17 protein-coding genes are annotated in these 13,829 nt (G+C 60.9%); 11 read left to right on the forward strand and 6 right to left on the reverse strand.

Translation table 11 applies throughout. The features are described 5' to 3' along the window. The first annotated feature begins 17 nt into the window (after nucleotides 1–17). The 7 genes from HHL09_RS05265 to HHL09_RS05295 all read left to right on the forward strand — a co-directional run bounded on the left by HHL09_RS05265 (nucleotide 18) and on the right by HHL09_RS05295 (nucleotide 3,979). Nucleotides 18–431: a hypothetical protein gene (locus tag HHL09_RS05265; protein ID WP_169452443.1), complete on the forward strand. Its 414-nt coding sequence runs from the start codon at nucleotides 18–20 to the stop codon at nucleotides 429–431. A gap of 1 nt (nucleotide 432) precedes the next feature. Next, nucleotides 433–966, forward strand: a complete 534-nt coding sequence (locus tag HHL09_RS05270) for a head-tail connector protein (RefSeq protein WP_169453428.1) — start codon at nucleotides 433–435, stop codon at nucleotides 964–966. Then, nucleotides 966–1,430 carry an HK97-gp10 family putative phage morphogenesis protein gene (locus HHL09_RS05275; RefSeq protein ID WP_169453429.1) on the forward strand — a complete coding sequence of 155 codons (465 nt, stop codon included), beginning with the start codon at nucleotides 966–968 and terminating at the stop codon, nucleotides 1,428–1,430. The genes HHL09_RS05270 and HHL09_RS05275 overlap by 1 nt, the downstream gene beginning before the upstream one ends. 39 nt (nucleotides 1,431–1,469) lie before the next feature. After that, entirely contained in the window at nucleotides 1,470–1,877 is a 408-nt protein-coding gene (locus HHL09_RS05280; RefSeq protein WP_169453430.1) for a hypothetical protein, read from the forward strand. Nucleotides 1,878–2,351: 474 nt separating this feature from the next. Next, complete coding sequence (locus HHL09_RS05285) at nucleotides 2,352–3,215, forward strand: hypothetical protein (protein WP_169453431.1); 864 nt, start codon at nucleotides 2,352–2,354, stop codon at nucleotides 3,213–3,215. Between the two features lie 192 nt (nucleotides 3,216–3,407). Further along, nucleotides 3,408–3,659, forward strand: a complete 252-nt coding sequence (locus HHL09_RS05290; protein WP_169453432.1) for a hypothetical protein — start codon at nucleotides 3,408–3,410, stop codon at nucleotides 3,657–3,659. A gap of 86 nt (nucleotides 3,660–3,745) precedes the next feature. Beyond that, nucleotides 3,746–3,979: a hypothetical protein gene (locus tag HHL09_RS05295; protein ID WP_169453433.1), complete on the forward strand. Its 234-nt coding sequence runs from the start codon at nucleotides 3,746–3,748 to the stop codon at nucleotides 3,977–3,979. 49 nt (nucleotides 3,980–4,028) lie between these two features. Here the strand turns inward: HHL09_RS05295 and HHL09_RS05300 are convergent, their stop codons facing one another. Together HHL09_RS05300 and HHL09_RS05305 are read right to left on the reverse strand one after the other, a co-directional pair. Beyond that, complete coding sequence (locus HHL09_RS05300; RefSeq protein ID WP_169453434.1) at nucleotides 4,029–5,837, reverse strand: SGNH/GDSL hydrolase family protein; 1,809 nt, start codon at nucleotides 5,835–5,837, stop codon at nucleotides 4,029–4,031. Nucleotides 5,838–5,843: 6 nt separating this feature from the next. Then, entirely contained in the window at nucleotides 5,844–6,575 is a 732-nt protein-coding gene (locus HHL09_RS05305) for a hypothetical protein (RefSeq protein ID WP_169453435.1), read from the reverse strand. Nucleotides 6,576–7,133: 558 nt separating this feature from the next. Between HHL09_RS05305 and HHL09_RS05310 the strand changes: the two genes are divergently transcribed. Continuing rightward, a complete protein-coding gene (locus tag HHL09_RS05310; RefSeq protein WP_169453436.1) occupies nucleotides 7,134–7,400 on the forward strand; it encodes a hypothetical protein in 267 nt (88 codons plus the stop codon). 52 nt (nucleotides 7,401–7,452) lie between these two features. Here HHL09_RS05310 and HHL09_RS05315 read toward each other — a convergent pair whose 3' ends face one another. Together HHL09_RS05315 and HHL09_RS05320 are read right to left on the reverse strand one after the other, a co-directional pair. Next, entirely contained in the window at nucleotides 7,453–9,585 is a 2,133-nt protein-coding gene (locus HHL09_RS05315) for a phage tail protein (RefSeq protein ID WP_169453437.1), read from the reverse strand. A gap of 158 nt (nucleotides 9,586–9,743) precedes the next feature. Further along, the gene (locus tag HHL09_RS05320) at nucleotides 9,744–10,253 is read right to left on the reverse strand and encodes a glycine zipper domain-containing protein (protein WP_169453438.1); all 510 of its coding nucleotides are present in this window, start codon (nucleotides 10,251–10,253) and stop codon (nucleotides 9,744–9,746) included. A 260-nt stretch (nucleotides 10,254–10,513) separates the two neighbouring features. On the opposite strand from HHL09_RS05320, the gene HHL09_RS05325 reads away from it, so the two are divergent. The 3 genes from HHL09_RS05325 to HHL09_RS05335 all read left to right on the forward strand — a co-directional run bounded on the left by HHL09_RS05325 (nucleotide 10,514) and on the right by HHL09_RS05335 (nucleotide 12,774). Then, a complete protein-coding gene (locus HHL09_RS05325) occupies nucleotides 10,514–11,020 on the forward strand; it encodes a ferritin-like domain-containing protein (RefSeq protein WP_169453439.1) in 507 nt (168 codons plus the stop codon). 399 nt (nucleotides 11,021–11,419) lie between these two features. Then, on the forward strand, nucleotides 11,420–11,884 hold the full coding sequence (locus HHL09_RS05330) for a carboxymuconolactone decarboxylase family protein (RefSeq protein ID WP_169453440.1): 465 nt from the start codon (nucleotides 11,420–11,422) through the stop codon (nucleotides 11,882–11,884). Nucleotides 11,885–11,934: 50 nt separating this feature from the next. Then, entirely contained in the window at nucleotides 11,935–12,774 is an 840-nt protein-coding gene (locus HHL09_RS05335) for an RNA polymerase sigma-70 factor (RefSeq protein ID WP_169453441.1), read from the forward strand. Here HHL09_RS05335 and HHL09_RS05340 read toward each other — a convergent pair. Continuing rightward, a complete protein-coding gene (locus HHL09_RS05340) occupies nucleotides 12,764–13,186 on the reverse strand; it encodes a DUF6950 family protein (RefSeq protein WP_169453443.1) in 423 nt (140 codons plus the stop codon). The genes HHL09_RS05335 and HHL09_RS05340 overlap by 11 nt on opposite strands. Before the next feature lie 51 nt (nucleotides 13,187–13,237). Further along, on the reverse strand, nucleotides 13,238–13,792 hold the full coding sequence (locus HHL09_RS05345) for a hypothetical protein (RefSeq protein WP_169453445.1): 555 nt from the start codon (nucleotides 13,790–13,792) through the stop codon (nucleotides 13,238–13,240). Nucleotides 13,793–13,829: the final 37 nt, after the last annotated feature.

A 13,829-nucleotide genomic window follows, 5' to 3' on the forward strand; every position in this document is an offset into this window, starting at 1 on the left:
CCTTCTCCATTCAAGATATGACCAACAAACAAATCATCGATCGGCTGAGAGAAGCCGGCCACGAAGTCACCGGAAGCCCGAACCGGGCTACGCTCGAAGCGCTCGCCGCTGAAAAGGGTGTGAATCTTGAGGATCATTCTAACAGCGGGAATGAGAAGCCCCCGGTGGAAGAGAAGCCCCCGGTGGAAGAGAAGCCCCCGGTGGAAGAGAAGCCCCCGGTGGAAGAGAAGCCCCCGGTGGAAGAGAAGCCCCCGGTGGAAGAGAAGCCCCCGGTGGAAGAAAGTGTCCGCCCTCCACAGGAAACCGATGGCGACCTTGAACGGAACCGCCTGGTGACGCCGTCAATGGCCGTCGCTGCCATGTGTGGTGATGGGTCGGCACCAGTGTTCCCGGATGCCGGCGGCCAACCTGAAGAGCAGACCCCTGAGTGAGATGGCCAAGCCTGTTATTCCCCTGACCGCGGCCAAGTCGCACTTACGGGTTGAGCACGACTTCGATGACGAGTTGATCGAGCTCCTCCTTGATGCGGCGATTGACCGCACCTTGCAGGAGATCGGCCTTGCCGGTGTCCTCGAGAGGGAGCACGAGACGGCGACGCCACTGGCTGAATTCGCGCTTATGTATCCGGTCGAGTCGATCATCCGCGTTGAGAAGAAGGACGCGGCAGGGGCATGGCAGCCGATTCCGGAAAGCGAGTATACCCTCTCCGGCACCCGAGACGAGTTGCAGCGGATCGAGCTTTCCCACCTCGCCGGGCACGTTTCCGGGAGCTGCTACAAGGTCACCTGGAATGCGGGCTTCGGAGAGAAGCTTCCCGCCTGGTTCAAGGTGGCCTGCTTCTTCCTCCTTGGGCACTACTACGAGAACCGGAGCTCGGTCCTGATCGGGCAAGGCGTCTCGGCGGTAGAGGTTCCGATGGGCTTCCTTCACCTCTGCAAGCCCCATCGCCGCTGGTTCTTCGCCTGATGGCCACCCAGATCAAAGTCGAGGGATTCAAGGAGCTTCGGGCGCGGGCCGCGAAGCTCGATGCCCGCTTGCAAAAGAAGGTCTACGGCGCCGCCGTGCGGGCGGGCGGCAAGATCCTCGTCGATGCGGCGAAAGAGAAAGTGCCGGTGCGCACCGGATCGTTACGAAAGTCCCTTGTTCATCGTGCCAGCTCCAAGCCTTCGAAGGGTCTCTTCGGCGTGAAGGTCACAATCCGAGGGGCATTGAAGGCGAGCGGCCGGGTGGCCCATCGAGGGGGAAACAAGGGGAAGCCTTATTATCCAGATGCGGTGGAGCGATATTATCGGTTCCAAGAACTCGGGACGAAGTTTCATCCGGCAAAGCCCTTCTTGAAGCCGGCCTTGCAGGGTCGTTCGGATGCCGTTCTGAAAGCCGTGAGAGAGGCGTTGGAGGAAGGGATCGAGCGGCAGGCAAAAGGGCTGTGAGATAGGAAATTCGAGAATTGATTGAGCACATAGATTGAAATGGATTCGATTGAATTATTGAAATGGTTTGTTGCCACGGTGAATGCCGAGGGCACGCTGCACGAACTGAAGGGCAAGATCTTTCCGGATGTAGCGCAGGAAGGGACCGACAATCCCTGCCTTGTCTATCAGCTTGTGAGCTCCGTTGGAGAGCCGACGGTCGACGAAGGCCCGGCGAGGGATGGAACCTTGGCCTATCAAATCCGGATCTACGGGCCGTCCCGTAAGTCGGCCAACGGCCTGCGCGAAGCCTTCCGCCAGAAGTTCGAGGGCATGGAGCCGGTGGCGATCGGCGGAGGGCAAATCATCGAGGGAAGCGCCTGGGGTGAGTTGGCCGATACCTTCGACCCAGGCACGAAGGACTATGGGGCGCTCGGTGTGATCGAGTTCCATCTGAGGAAACGCTAGGGATTCCCCCACCGTCATGAGTTGGCGAAGGAACCCCCACTCGCCGGGGGAGGTAAATCAAGAGGTCTTCAGTCAATTCTAATCCAGCAGAACTCCCGGGGCTCACTCGGCCCCGAACTCAAGCAGTGAAGCTGAAATGTCCACGATTGGGGAAGGGTGGTGCTGGTCACCACGCTGCCGTCTATGGATGGCTTGAAATGTACGATGAAACTGTGAGATGGATAAACAAGCGTCCACTCCGGCAAAAGGGAGGAGGGAACTCCTTCTCCGATACTGCATAGTTGAGGGCCTTCCCGCAAGATGGGTTGGTCAGACATGTAGCGAAACCTGTTTCGGCTTCGTTCTGTCAATAGACCTGCGATCGAAGCCCATGTCCACAGTTCATTTCGAAATTCACATTCGCACCTTGTGAATGAATCGAACGGGGCGCGCCGATCGTAGGCGCTTCCATCGGCCTTTGACACGGTGCGAGGCGTGAAAGGCAATTGCACCAAGCTTGAGCGATACAACGGAGTCACCTGGGATCGCGTCGCGTCCCGCGTTTCGATGAGCGGCCCCAGCCTCTCCCGCGAAACCGTCGAGGAAGACCTCACCATCGATTGCGCGCCGGGAGGCGGCAACGACTTCAAGAAGAAGAGCCCGGGCACCAAGGAGATCGGGGACATCTCGGTCGAGATCAAATGGAACCCCGTCTATCCTGCAGGCGTGCACCAGGTTCTCCGCGCCACCGGTGCGGGCGTCATCACCGTGGGTGGCAATGCCTTGGTGACGATCACCGCCGCGGGCATGACCGGTTCCCCGCTCGGCCTGAACGTTCCGGTCACTCCTGGAGCTCCGGCCGCGTGGATCGAGCAGATCCGCAGCTATCTCCGCAACCATGCCGGTGCCGCGAATGTCCGCGCGATCTGGGATGTCCAGGGTGACGGCGTCTTTCTCGAGCTCAAGAAGAAGGATCCGGCCGCGAATGACCTCACGGCGAACATCGCCATTGCGACCGGGACCGCCACCGGCATCACCGCCGCGCCGGCTTCGGTCATCATCATTGCCGGCGTGGCCGGCAATGAGAACGACGAGAATCATCACCTCTTCATCGACGACTTCGAGAGCGAGACGGCCACCTTCTGGCGGATCGTCCATCCGAACGATCTTGGCACCGGCGTCATGGTCCATGCCACCGTCAAGGAGATCGGAGAACCCGAGTATACCCCCAACGAGACGGTGAAGCGCACGATCGGGATCGAGCCGACCGGCGAGTATTACAAGGAGGGCAACCAGATTGCCGCCGAGGTCCTGCCCGCGGGAATCGCCGCCCCGGAAGACTACTACGGACACCATTGATTCGCGCGCGGGTTTTAGGGTTTTTTCCCGCGCATGACAGGACGGTCGCTCCGTAGTGGGGCGGCCGTTTCTGTTAGTAAGCGTGGAGAAATGCATGCGGGCCGGAGGCTCCGCGGTCCCGGGGATGAACGGGGCGAATTGATGGTTCACGGAGAGGCTTGGCGGGCCTGTCCGCTTTACCGTTCGGGGGTCATGCAAAAACTGAAACTCACGCCAAAGCAGATCCGGGAACTTCAGGAGAAGCACCAGATCAAGAACCTGCTCAACCCGGGTGACGACGCGCCGAAGATGGCGACCGTTGATTTCCTCACGGACATCACCTTTGAAGGTTCGAGGAAGTGGGATAGCCCACCGAGCAAGGAGCAGGTCGAAGAGTTCGACGTCGGTGAGATGCTGACGGCAACCAAGGACTTCTTCGGCGGAGACTCCTCGGGAAACGCCTGACGGAGCTCTGGGCGCGTCTCCACGTCGCCACCGGGCTCCGCAGGGAGGAATTCGAGGATCTTGACCTCGGAGATAGCGAGCTGCTCTTGCGCGAGGTAGAAGCGCGGGAGCGGCGTTCTTACGTCCCGTGGTGCGACCTCTACGCCCTGCTTTGCAATCTGCTGGCCGGCGGCAAGCGGACGTGGAAGCGGGAAGATTTCCTGCCGGATGAGGGGGAAACAAAAGCGCCGCCTGCGGAGATGCAAGCGGCGCTGCAGAAGTACGAAGCAGAGGTGGCGCGGAAGCGGGAGGAATACCGGAATCGGAAGAGTGCCAAGTGATCGGTGACCAGTGATCCGTGGGAGAGCCAATCTGCGGGCTTCCGCAATCTTACCAGGCAGCAAGTGTGACCCGCACCCAGGTGTTCGCCGCCGTACACACGTAGAAGTGGGTCGCATCCCATGCGATGTCTCCGGCGATGCCGGTTGAGGTTGCCGTGGCAGGAACCGCCGGGGAAGCGATCCGCAAGCCTCCCGTTGAAACCAACTGCGTTGAGGTCACCGAGACACGGTCCGTGCCTCCGATGCGGAAGCGAACTTGCGTCGCCGGTGAGTTGACGATCGTGCCGGCCCCATCGTCCAAGAGGGCATAGTTCGATGCGGAGGGTGCCGCGGCATTGGACCCGAAGTAGAGAAGCGTATTCCCGAAGGACTGGGACAGCATCACCCGGCTACTGCCGCTGCCAAGGTTCACCGATCCGGTTCCGGACGGGAGCAGGTGAGCCGACTGATTGGTTCCGCCCGCCTGCAAGGTGAGCGCCCCGGTGCCAGTGATGGATCCCGTAGAGCTGCCGGTTCCACCCAGGGTGACCGGCCTCGCGGCGGTTTGCCGGAAGATCGCGGCGGCGGTGGTGGCCATCGTCGCATAGCGGGCATCGGTCGGATGGACCTTGTCCCCGTAAAGCGCGAGATTATCGGCATCCGCATCGAGGCCCCCGAAATCGATATAGAAGTTGCAGCCCCAGGCATTCCAGTTTGCCGAGAAGCTGCTGTTGATGGTCGCACGGTCGGCCGCGAAGCTGCCCTGCGTCACGCCACCCGAGAAGAAGTTGTTGCGAGGCAGGACCGAGCCGAGCCCGATGATGGCGTTGGGCTCCGCCGCCCGCCAAGAGTTGATCAAGGCTTGCGTGTTGCTGCTCACACTCGCTGCGGTCCCGGTCGCGCTGGCGGCATCATTGGTGCCCCCCATGATGAACACATAGGTCGGCTTCCCCGGCACCGGCACGATCTGCGACGCGGGGGTGGAGGCCATCGTGGCCATCGTCTTTCCGCCGATGGGAAAGAATGCCACGCTGGCCCCGAGGTCCTTGGCCAGCCGGGCGGTGAGTGTCTTATCGTGTGTCGTGGCTCCAGTGCCGAGCTGGATGGAATCTCCCCCGATGTAAAGCGCCGGCGAATTGTCCGGGGTGACGCCATGAGTCGCGATGATCTCGTTAATTTCGCCCTCGGGCATCGACCGGTTGAAGACATAGAGCGCCTTGATCGGTGGGATTGCCCCTCCACTTCCCGCAGCGTTCGAGAAGAGACGGTTCAGCGTACCAGTGCCGGCCGTGAAGGCTGGTCCGGTATGAGCCGTCCCATTGACGACGGTCTTCACTTCCGTGCTACTTCCGCTGACAGCCCAAGCGCTATAGCCCGCCGTCCGGGTGAGAGGTGGTGGAGCGTAGGCGGTGGGGTTCGAGTAGGTTGTGTTGAAAGCCCCGAATTGCACCACCGGGCCGCTCGGGATCTCGAAGAAATAGCCGTTGTTCGACCACTGCTCCACCGTGCGGTTGGTGGCCAAGATCGCGATGACGGTGAACGATCGATAGTTCACACTTAGCCCCCCGGTGATGTCGTAGGATCCGCCGAGCTTCAGCTCCGCTCCGCGGCTGGTATAGGTCGCCCGCTTGGCATTGTCGCTTTGGGTGAGATCCTTGCCATTCCCCGTCAGATCGGTCCAGAGGGTGATGAGGTTGGATGAGCGGTTGGTCGATTCGCTGTCCCACGCCGCGGCGCAACCCTGCCGCTTGTAGTTGACGGGAACCCGGGTGGCGACATCGGTCATGTTCGCCATCCGCGAGGAAGGCGCAACCGGAGGAGGATCGGCATGCAGCAAGGAGCCGAGGCCGAACAACAGTGTCAGTAGCAGTGTTCTCATAAAGGATCAGGTGGGGAGGTCGTAAACGAAGAGCTTTTCGTTGCCGGGTGCGCCATCGATGCCGATGCCCTGGTATCGACCTTGGTCAAAGTTCCAGCCGACGACATGCATGATGCCATCGGGATCGGCGGCGAGTCCGCCGCGCTGGGTATTGGCTTCGAGATCGACCACAAGCCCCTCAAGGCCGAGGTTCGCGAGCACCTGCTGGCGTTGCGGGCCGTTCAATGCCTGAGGGATGGTCATGACGACCGGCACGGAATCCAGGTAGGTCCATGCGACCGGCGGAGGGTCGATGCCCTCGCTGCCGCTCTGGGGATCGATCACCTGAAGCTCGCTCGAGAGGTAGACGTTTTCCTGCCCGTCAGTGGCCACGTGGCGAACAATCAGCCGATAGGTTCCCGGAAGGATTGCGGCCTCGTTCACCGTGAAGGAAGCCTCAAGCAGTTGCTTGCTGCCCCCGCCCCAATTGCCGGAGGTGAAGGTGTCGTCGCAGTCGCCTGCAACGAAGGTTTTCCGCATCAAAGAATCGTCGAGCGCGAGAGCCGTGAGCTTCTTCACCTCGACGATGATCTCGCCTACATCCGCGGCGAGCAGGAAGGCCCCGCCATCGGCCAGGGCCAGCTGGAACTTTACCGAGGATCCTCGCCAGTAGAATGGCCGCTGTTCGGTGGTGGCATCGCGGACGGTGCGTGAGGCATCGCGGCTCTCGCAAAGCAGGCGGACGACGGCGGATGGCATGGGGCCATCTTGGAGAGCTGAGGCAAGAGCGGAGAGATGGCGGGATGAGGATTGAGGACGTTCGCGGGCGACTAGGAAAAATTAGTAGGCACTCGCTGGTTGCAAAAATGCGGCATTGAGTAATTTAGATCGCTTATGCCAGCACTGAAGTACGCCTCGATGGGTGAGCTGCAGGAAGCTATTTCAAAGCGCCGACTCATCCGATTCCTTCACAAGGCCGCGGACAAGACGGCGGTTTCCCTCGTCGCCGAGCCGCACTGCATCGACCATGCTCCCCGGACAGGAGCATTGGTTCTCCTTGCGTGGATGAGGAGCGAGGACGGAGGCGAAGACCCCGGGTGGAAGACCATCCGCTTTTGTGAGATCCGGGATCTTATGATCCTCCCAGAACCGTTTGTCCGGCGACCCTTCCCGGAGTTTGCGGCACGGTGTTTCGATCCCTCTTTAGCCCTGCGAAAGAGGCCTTCGAGACCGGCTTAATTTTGTAGGAGATCGTCTCTTGACGTCGCGGAAAAATGGATATTTTCCGGAATTATGGCACTGCACAAAAATGCATTGATGGCCGACCTTCGGGGGGCGATCCGCCATTACCGCGTGATCCGCTTTACCTACGAGGGCCGGAAGTATGAAGCCGAACCCCATGAACTGGGGCGGAACCCGGTCACAGGCACCTACGAAGTCCGAACGTGGGTGAGAAAGGGACCCGACGATGATCTCCCGGGATGGAAGACATTCCACTACTGGAAGATGCGGGCGCTCGACGTGATGCCGGACCGCTTCCTGCCCCGCGTCGCCAAGCCCCAAACCTTGGAATTTGCAGGGTAAGTACTGGAGAATGGAATGGGGAGCGGTGCGGGGGCGCGCCGCTCCTCTTTTCTCACGAGACCACGTAGGACCACGGCGATCCGCCGTTGTAGGTATCACGGCCAAAGGCTGTGGCCACATAAGTGCCGCGGGGATCGGCAGGCCCTTCGCCGACCTCTTCCTTGTAAGCCACCGGGAATCCCGCGCCGTCAAAGAGCTCATAGACGAGGCTGTAGGCGATCAGGCGATCCGGATTCGAAGGGTTCTCGTAGCGGTTGTTGAGCTCATTCCAAAGGTAGCTCAGATTCGGGAAGGTCCCCGCGGAGGCCACACCGTGGAGCGTGTCGCCCGGTTCAACCGGGATCGGGCAGGCATCGAGCTGGGATGCCGCGGAGTTCAGGCCGTTGCTGTAGTAGGCAATCAGCGTGAATTCCACCGAACGCGAGACGAAGGTCCAGCCCGCTTGCGTGGCCGTGATCGATAGCATCCCCTCTTCCTCCCCGGCATCGATGTCCGCGGTATCGGTGTGTGTGGTGGTTTCCGGCGAGCCCGCATTGTCCCAGGTGATCGTCACCGTCACCTTCGCGCGGACGAAATCGAGCGAGGCTTCTTCGATGTCCGGATCATTCCAATGGACTTCGAAGTCGGCGGTGTAAGTCTCCCCCGAGGCGGCGAACTGGACCTCGTTGTAGCAGCCATCGGGCGGCGAGAAATCGCCCCCGCCGCCGGTTGGATCCGCGATGCCATTGATGCCCGCTTTTTCATCGGTGGCTGGATTCCACGCGAAGAAGTCGGCCGTGTATTGCACCAGGTCGAGCCGCGTCCCCAGGACCTTCCCCGCCTTGCCATCGCGGATCGCGAAGCCGAAGACGTCCACCTCGAAGAGCTCCGCCTCCATCCCGATGTCCGGAGCGGACCAAGTGACCAAGCTGCCCGGCTTCGCACGGAGGCCGCGGAGATCGAGTTCCACCGAGAAGCGCTTCCGCGCACGCGCGCGTAGCAACTCGATCTTGGCGATGCGCTGGGCCATCGTGTGGGAGATCGTCAAAGGCAGATCGATATCGAGCCACCAGGGACCGCCCTCCGCGATGATCGCCGTTTCCAGCCGCCGTTGCGGATAGGCGCGCGGCTGCCAGGTCTCGATGTCCACGCAGGATCCGCGGACGGCATTCGGCAAGGAACGGTCGGGCGGATCGTAGAGCACCTTGTAGCTATCGAGCGCACGGTCTTCCGTCAGATCAACCGGCGTCCCGGCCGTCGGTGCGCCCGCCTGGATGATCCACTTTCCGGAGGCATAGCGGATCACCCCGGCCATCGAGCGGGCGAGCAGGTCGAGAACTTCCCGGTGCTGCATGTCGCCGGTGATCACCCCGTGGCACTCGTAGCGCTTCTCCGAGCCGCCATCCTTCAAGACCACATCCTGATCGCAGATGTTCGCCGCAAGCTCGAGCGCCGGGCCATCGAGGGCGCTCCACTCGAAGCCCATGATCTCGGTGAGGTAGTAGGCTGCACAAAGGGCCGGGTTCGCGGTGTAGCCGGTGACGTCGGTGCGCGGGTCGTAGATCGACTTGCAGCCCTTCACGATCGCCGCAAACTCGGGGGTCTCGCCTTCGAAGTGGTAAGCGAATTGGCGGGTGATGGCGTAGATGGCCGCAATGCCCTTGAACCGATCGGTGCTTTCGATGATCGCGGGATCGAGCGACACCGGAGAGACGAAGGGCCGGGTGTCGATTGCGTTGACCATCGCCTGCCCGATGTTCTGCGTGCTGGTCCCGGTGAAGACCTGGACAAGGACCGCCTTGCCATACTTCCCGGAGACGCGCCCAAGGTTCGGGGCGGTGCGGCGGAAGACCAGTTGCTTGTCGAGGAGCCAGACGGATTCGATGGCCTCGACCTCATGTCCGGCGAGGGCGACGACGAAGTGAGTGCCGAACTTCTTGCGGTTGTGGGCAAAGACGAGCGGCCCGGCAACCCGGCAGCGGCCGAAGACGATCCTGCGGTGCGTGAGTGCCTGGCGGAAGTTCCGGAAAGCATTGCGCTGGATGTCCTGCATGCGGGCCGCGGCGGCGGCCTTGCGCTGCTCCCGGGCGGAGCTGAGGGAGGACGCGATGGAAAAGGCGGCGAGGCCGAGGCGGATGACCGTGGTCAGGGTTGAGGTGGTGAGGAAGGAAACGGCTCCTGCGATCAGTGCTCCGATGGCGCCCATGGGGGGAGCGTGGAGCAGAGGGCGAAGAGCAGAGAGATGGAGGGGGCGGGATTGGGGGTATTGGGAGTTCGACGGTCGACGGATTGGATGTGCAAAAAAGCGGCGGCTCACACCCGTGAGCCGCCTATGTTCTGCGCAAAGTAGGTTCTTCTGGAAAGTCAGATGCCGTCCTTGTCGGCATCGCCGGGGAGCTTGGCTTCGACGCGATGCCAAGCGGCCTTGGTGGCGTGACGGGCCTTGTCCCAGGTGAGGCGAGATTTTCCTTTCACGTTCTCCCACTCCGACTTCACGGAATCTTCGGACTCGTCCCAGGTCCGCCGGTAGCGGGAGGGGCCTTCATAGCCCAGTTGATAAGCGGGACGGTAATCGTCGTCGTAGGTGTAATCCTTCTCCGCGTACACTGCGCGCGGGTGGTTCTCACGCCAGTAAGCGTCCTCGACCGTAGGGTCCATGCGTTCCGCGATCCCTTTACCTGCTGCTGCGCCAGCGATTCCCCCGACCACTGCCCCAACGGCAGCGCCGACTGGTCCAGCTACGGAACCGATGGCCCCGCCCGCGGCAGCACCTGCTGTGGTGCCGGCGCCGACGCCCACGGGATGGCTGCCGGGTTCGCCGGTGATTGGATCTTCGTTGCGGGCTTCTCTGGTGGCTTCGTCCTTCGATTTCATAATGGGTTGGCGTTTTCGTGCCAGGGTTCCTTCGCAAGGTCGGTGCCAGCGAGAAAATCCCGCCAATTCCGGCCTTTCTGAAACCGCCTCCGAAGTTCTGCGAAGGCAAAGTGCGTCGTGCCTTTGCAAGTTGCCAAAGTCCGAAATCAAAGGGTCAGCGGACGACCGGTGCGGAGCCCTTGAAAAATCGGGGATTAATCGGTCGCGGGTGGCGGGCACGAGACTTGCAATGGAAGCGGCGTAACCACCCCACAATTACCATGGCTAAACTGACATCACTTCAAGTTCTGCTAACTCAAGAAATCAAGGATCTCTACAATGCCGAAACGCAGCTGGTGAAAGCGCTGCCGAAGATGGCGAAGGCGGCGTCGAATCCCGACCTGCAGGCCGGTTTCAAGTCGCACCTCGAGGAAACCAAGGGTCACGTGGAGCGACTGGAAAAGGTCGCGGAGATTCTCGGAGTGACGCCCAAGGGCAAAGTCTGCAAGGCCATGAAAGGCTTAGTGGAAGAAGGCTCCGAGGCCATCGAAGAGGAGGGGGATCCCAACATCAAGGATCTCGCGCTCATCGGAGCGGCGCAGCGTGTGGAGCACTACGAAATCGCCGGCTACGGAACTGCCCGCGCTTTGGCCGAGGCACTACAGCTGGAGGAGGTGGTGGCGCTGCTTCAAGAGACGCTGGATGAAGAAAGCACCTGCGATGCGACGCTTACGGACCTTTCTGCCACGATCATCGGGGAGGTGGGAGACCTCGTCCCCGACGCTTGAAATCACTTCCGGCATTGCTCGTGCCGCGCGCTGTTTCCACCGAACGGATGAGATGCGCGGCCCGAGCAAAGCTCAAATGCTTTCGTGGTCCTGAGATTGGCATCGTGAGAGAACAAGGCGGTCCGCTGTTCGCGGGCCGCCTTTTTGGTGGATTCGCTCTATCCAGCTAACAGCCCGCGGGGGAGTGCAACACTGCGTACTTCGGGAGCTGATGCCCACCCTATCCACACTGGAGGTGACCGGGGATCCGAGGGTTGGGAGTGGGGGTTCGAGGCATTCGGGCCGCAATCATCAAGCGGACGGCACCGGTACATGGTGTATTCTTTGTTAAATGCTTCGTTCCAGATAATCTGCTGCCCGCTGTCACAAAACGGCGCCTTGAATCGTCCGAAAGGATGTATGAACCAAAACAGCACTGCCCTCGCCCGTCTCGACCCTTGGAAAGCCGCTCCGGAGGTCTTCAAGGCTGCATTAGCCCTCGAAAATGCCGTAAAAGGCTTCGGAATCGCTCCAAAGCTTCTTGAGATCATCAAGCTTCGTGCCTCTCAAATCAACGGCTGCGCTCACTGCATCAACATACATTTTAACGATGCGGTCAAAGCTGGAGAGTCTCTCCAGCGACTGAATCTCCTGCCCGTCTGGAGGGAAACGCCCCATCTTTATACGGATGCCGAGCGGGCTGTATTGCGTTGGACCGAGTCCCTCACCAAGCTACCTAGCAACCATGTGAGCGACGAAGATTACTTGGAAATCAGTTCACATTTCGATGAAGCAGAAGTGGCCCGTATTACGCTCGCTATCGCAACCATCAATGCCTGGAATCGGTTCGGTACCGCCTTTCTCCCGGCCATTCCTGCCGCCTGATCTTCGTGTTCTAGGTCCTTCTCGAGGTCGCATCACGACTGCCGCCATCCATGTCCTCTGCCAACGATTACCGTCCGCTTCTTTTCGGTATCGCTTACCGCATGCTTGGACGAGTCACCGAAGCGGAGGACATGGTCCAGGAAGCATATCTCCGCTTTCACCTGCAACCGGAGGGCAGCATCGGACTCCCAAAAGCCTGGCTCACAAAAGCCGTAACCCGTCTCTGTATCGACCAGTTGCGATCCGCCCGCCGCCAGCGTGAAGAATACGTCGGCCCCTGGCTCCCGGAACCGCTCGTCGAGGAGAATTCTACCGACCTTGCCGATACATTGAGCACTGCATTCATGCTCATGCTCGAAAAGCTTTCTCCAGTCGACCGTGCTGTTTTCCTTCTACGAGAGGCGTTCGGCCACGACTATCCGGCAATTTCCGAAATCACCGGACGTTCCGAGGCCGCTTGTCGTCAGATCGTCTGCCGAGCCAAGGAAAGGCTTGGCCGAGAGGCTAACAAGCAATCCACTGCAACTGAGGAAGCCGAGCGACTGGTAAAAGAATTTCTTGCCGCCGCCCAATCGGGAGAACTTGCCCAACTACTCGCTCTCCTCACCGAGGATGCCATACTATACAGCGATGGCGGAGGGAGGGTTCGCGCAGCGCTTCTCCCCATCTATGGTCCGGACAGGATCGGCCGCCTGTTCATGGGCATGCGACGCTTGAGCACGGAAGGCAGCCCGCCTCCGCGCTTCGTAAAGATCAACGGAAGTCCAGGCGTTGTAACCTGCCACGGGGAACAGGGTATCAGCGTCATGACATTCGCTTTCGAAGGAAACCGAGTGAAGGCCGTCTATATAGTTCGAAATCCCGACAAGCTTACCGGTATCATACCTTAAGGCGAATATACTCCGGACGTCTCAACCCACCACAACTGTGCCCCGCTTGGATGTAGAGCAGCCCAGTGGCGTTGGCAGGCTGGGCGACGATTTTCTCGCCGTCCCAGATGCCGGGGTGATGAAGATTCGTGAGGATGATGTCCCCCACTTCGAAGGGCTCACCGGGCTTGATCTTCTGCCAGCCTTCACGCTGGAGCGCCCAAACGATGGCATCGTTGGTCGAGCTGGGCACCCACTTTTCGCGGCCTGATTCCTCGCTGGTGTAGGTATCGCGAAGGGTCTCGGTGTGGCTCTGGCCGCTGATGAGATCCGCCCACATGGCGACGAAGATGATGCAGTCCCAGTGGCCGACGAGGTAGTGGCGGTTGAAGGATTCCTGCAGGTAGGCGTCGAGTTTTTCGGCGAGGGTCATGGATAGAAGAGTTGAAAGGCATGCGGGCCAGAGGCTCCGCGGTCCCGGGGGCTAGAGGCGGACTTTCTTGTCTTGGAGAGAGGGCACGAAGCGGAGGGAGGTGTCCCCGGGAAAGAGGGACTGCTGGTCAGCGTCGGTGTAGAGCAGGCCCCAGGAATCGCGGAGGCGGGCGAGCTCGTTGGCGAGGGTGAGGGTGAAGCTCGAGCCATTCGGGCCGGGCTGGCGGTCGAGCTCGAGCGTGTCCATCGTGCCGCGGAAGAGCAGCTCGACACCGAGCAACTCGCTGGAATCGCCATCGAGGAGGGCGAGGTAGATCTCCGCGGCCCGGCGCTTGTAGATGATGCTCGCGGCATCGGTGAGGGCATGGCCCGGGATGCCATGAAGCTTGAGCTCCACGGTACCGGCGCGGATCTCCGAGTATTCCTCGATCGCGCCCACCTCCCCGAAGTAACCGAGACCGTGCCAGGTGTGGCCGTCCCACTCGAGCGGACCTTGGCCGGACCAGCCGCGGAAGGGATCGCCGGCGAAGTCGAGCCACACGAGGAGACTCGGGGTTACCGAATCCGCTTCGATGGCGGCGAGGAACTCGGGGCTTAGGTCGCGCATGGGAAAGTGTGAGGAAGAAAGGATGCGGGCCAGAGGC

Origin of the sequence: Luteolibacter luteus (genome assembly GCF_012913485.1) — a bacterium.
In the GTDB taxonomy this organism is placed as follows: Bacteria; Verrucomicrobiota; Verrucomicrobiia; order Verrucomicrobiales; family Akkermansiaceae; genus Haloferula; species Haloferula lutea.

Excerpts from the sequence above, each read along its gene's own strand:
- HHL09_RS05300 (WP_169453434.1), bottom strand. The coding sequence starts at position 5,837 with ATGAGAACACTGCTACTGACACTGTTGTTCGGCCTCGGCTCCTTGCTG.
- HHL09_RS05290 (WP_169453432.1), top strand. The coding sequence starts at position 3,408 with ATGCAAAAACTGAAACTCACGCCAAAGCAGATCCGGGAACTTCAGGAG.
- HHL09_RS05320 (WP_169453438.1), bottom strand. The coding sequence starts at position 10,253 with ATGAAATCGAAGGACGAAGCCACCAGAGAAGCCCGCAACGAAGATCCA.
- HHL09_RS05310 (WP_169453436.1), top strand. The coding sequence starts at position 7,134 with ATGGCCGACCTTCGGGGGGCGATCCGCCATTACCGCGTGATCCGCTTT.
- HHL09_RS05270 (WP_169453428.1), top strand. The coding sequence starts at position 433 with ATGGCCAAGCCTGTTATTCCCCTGACCGCGGCCAAGTCGCACTTACGG.
- HHL09_RS05345 (WP_169453445.1), bottom strand. The coding sequence starts at position 13,792 with ATGCGCGACCTAAGCCCCGAGTTCCTCGCCGCCATCGAAGCGGATTCG.
- HHL09_RS05335 (WP_169453441.1), top strand. The coding sequence starts at position 11,935 with ATGTCCTCTGCCAACGATTACCGTCCGCTTCTTTTCGGTATCGCTTAC.
- HHL09_RS05305 (WP_169453435.1), bottom strand. The coding sequence starts at position 6,575 with ATGCCATCCGCCGTCGTCCGCCTGCTTTGCGAGAGCCGCGATGCCTCA.
- HHL09_RS05280 (WP_169453430.1), top strand. The coding sequence starts at position 1,470 with ATGGATTCGATTGAATTATTGAAATGGTTTGTTGCCACGGTGAATGCC.
- HHL09_RS05340 (WP_169453443.1), bottom strand. The coding sequence starts at position 13,186 with ATGACCCTCGCCGAAAAACTCGACGCCTACCTGCAGGAATCCTTCAAC.
- HHL09_RS05325 (WP_169453439.1), top strand. The coding sequence starts at position 10,514 with ATGGCTAAACTGACATCACTTCAAGTTCTGCTAACTCAAGAAATCAAG.
- HHL09_RS05275 (WP_169453429.1), top strand. The coding sequence starts at position 966 with ATGGCCACCCAGATCAAAGTCGAGGGATTCAAGGAGCTTCGGGCGCGG.
- HHL09_RS05315 (WP_169453437.1), bottom strand. The coding sequence starts at position 9,585 with ATGGGCGCCATCGGAGCACTGATCGCAGGAGCCGTTTCCTTCCTCACC.
- HHL09_RS05330 (WP_169453440.1), top strand. The coding sequence starts at position 11,420 with ATGAACCAAAACAGCACTGCCCTCGCCCGTCTCGACCCTTGGAAAGCC.
- HHL09_RS05265 (WP_169452443.1), top strand. The coding sequence starts at position 18 with ATGACCAACAAACAAATCATCGATCGGCTGAGAGAAGCCGGCCACGAA.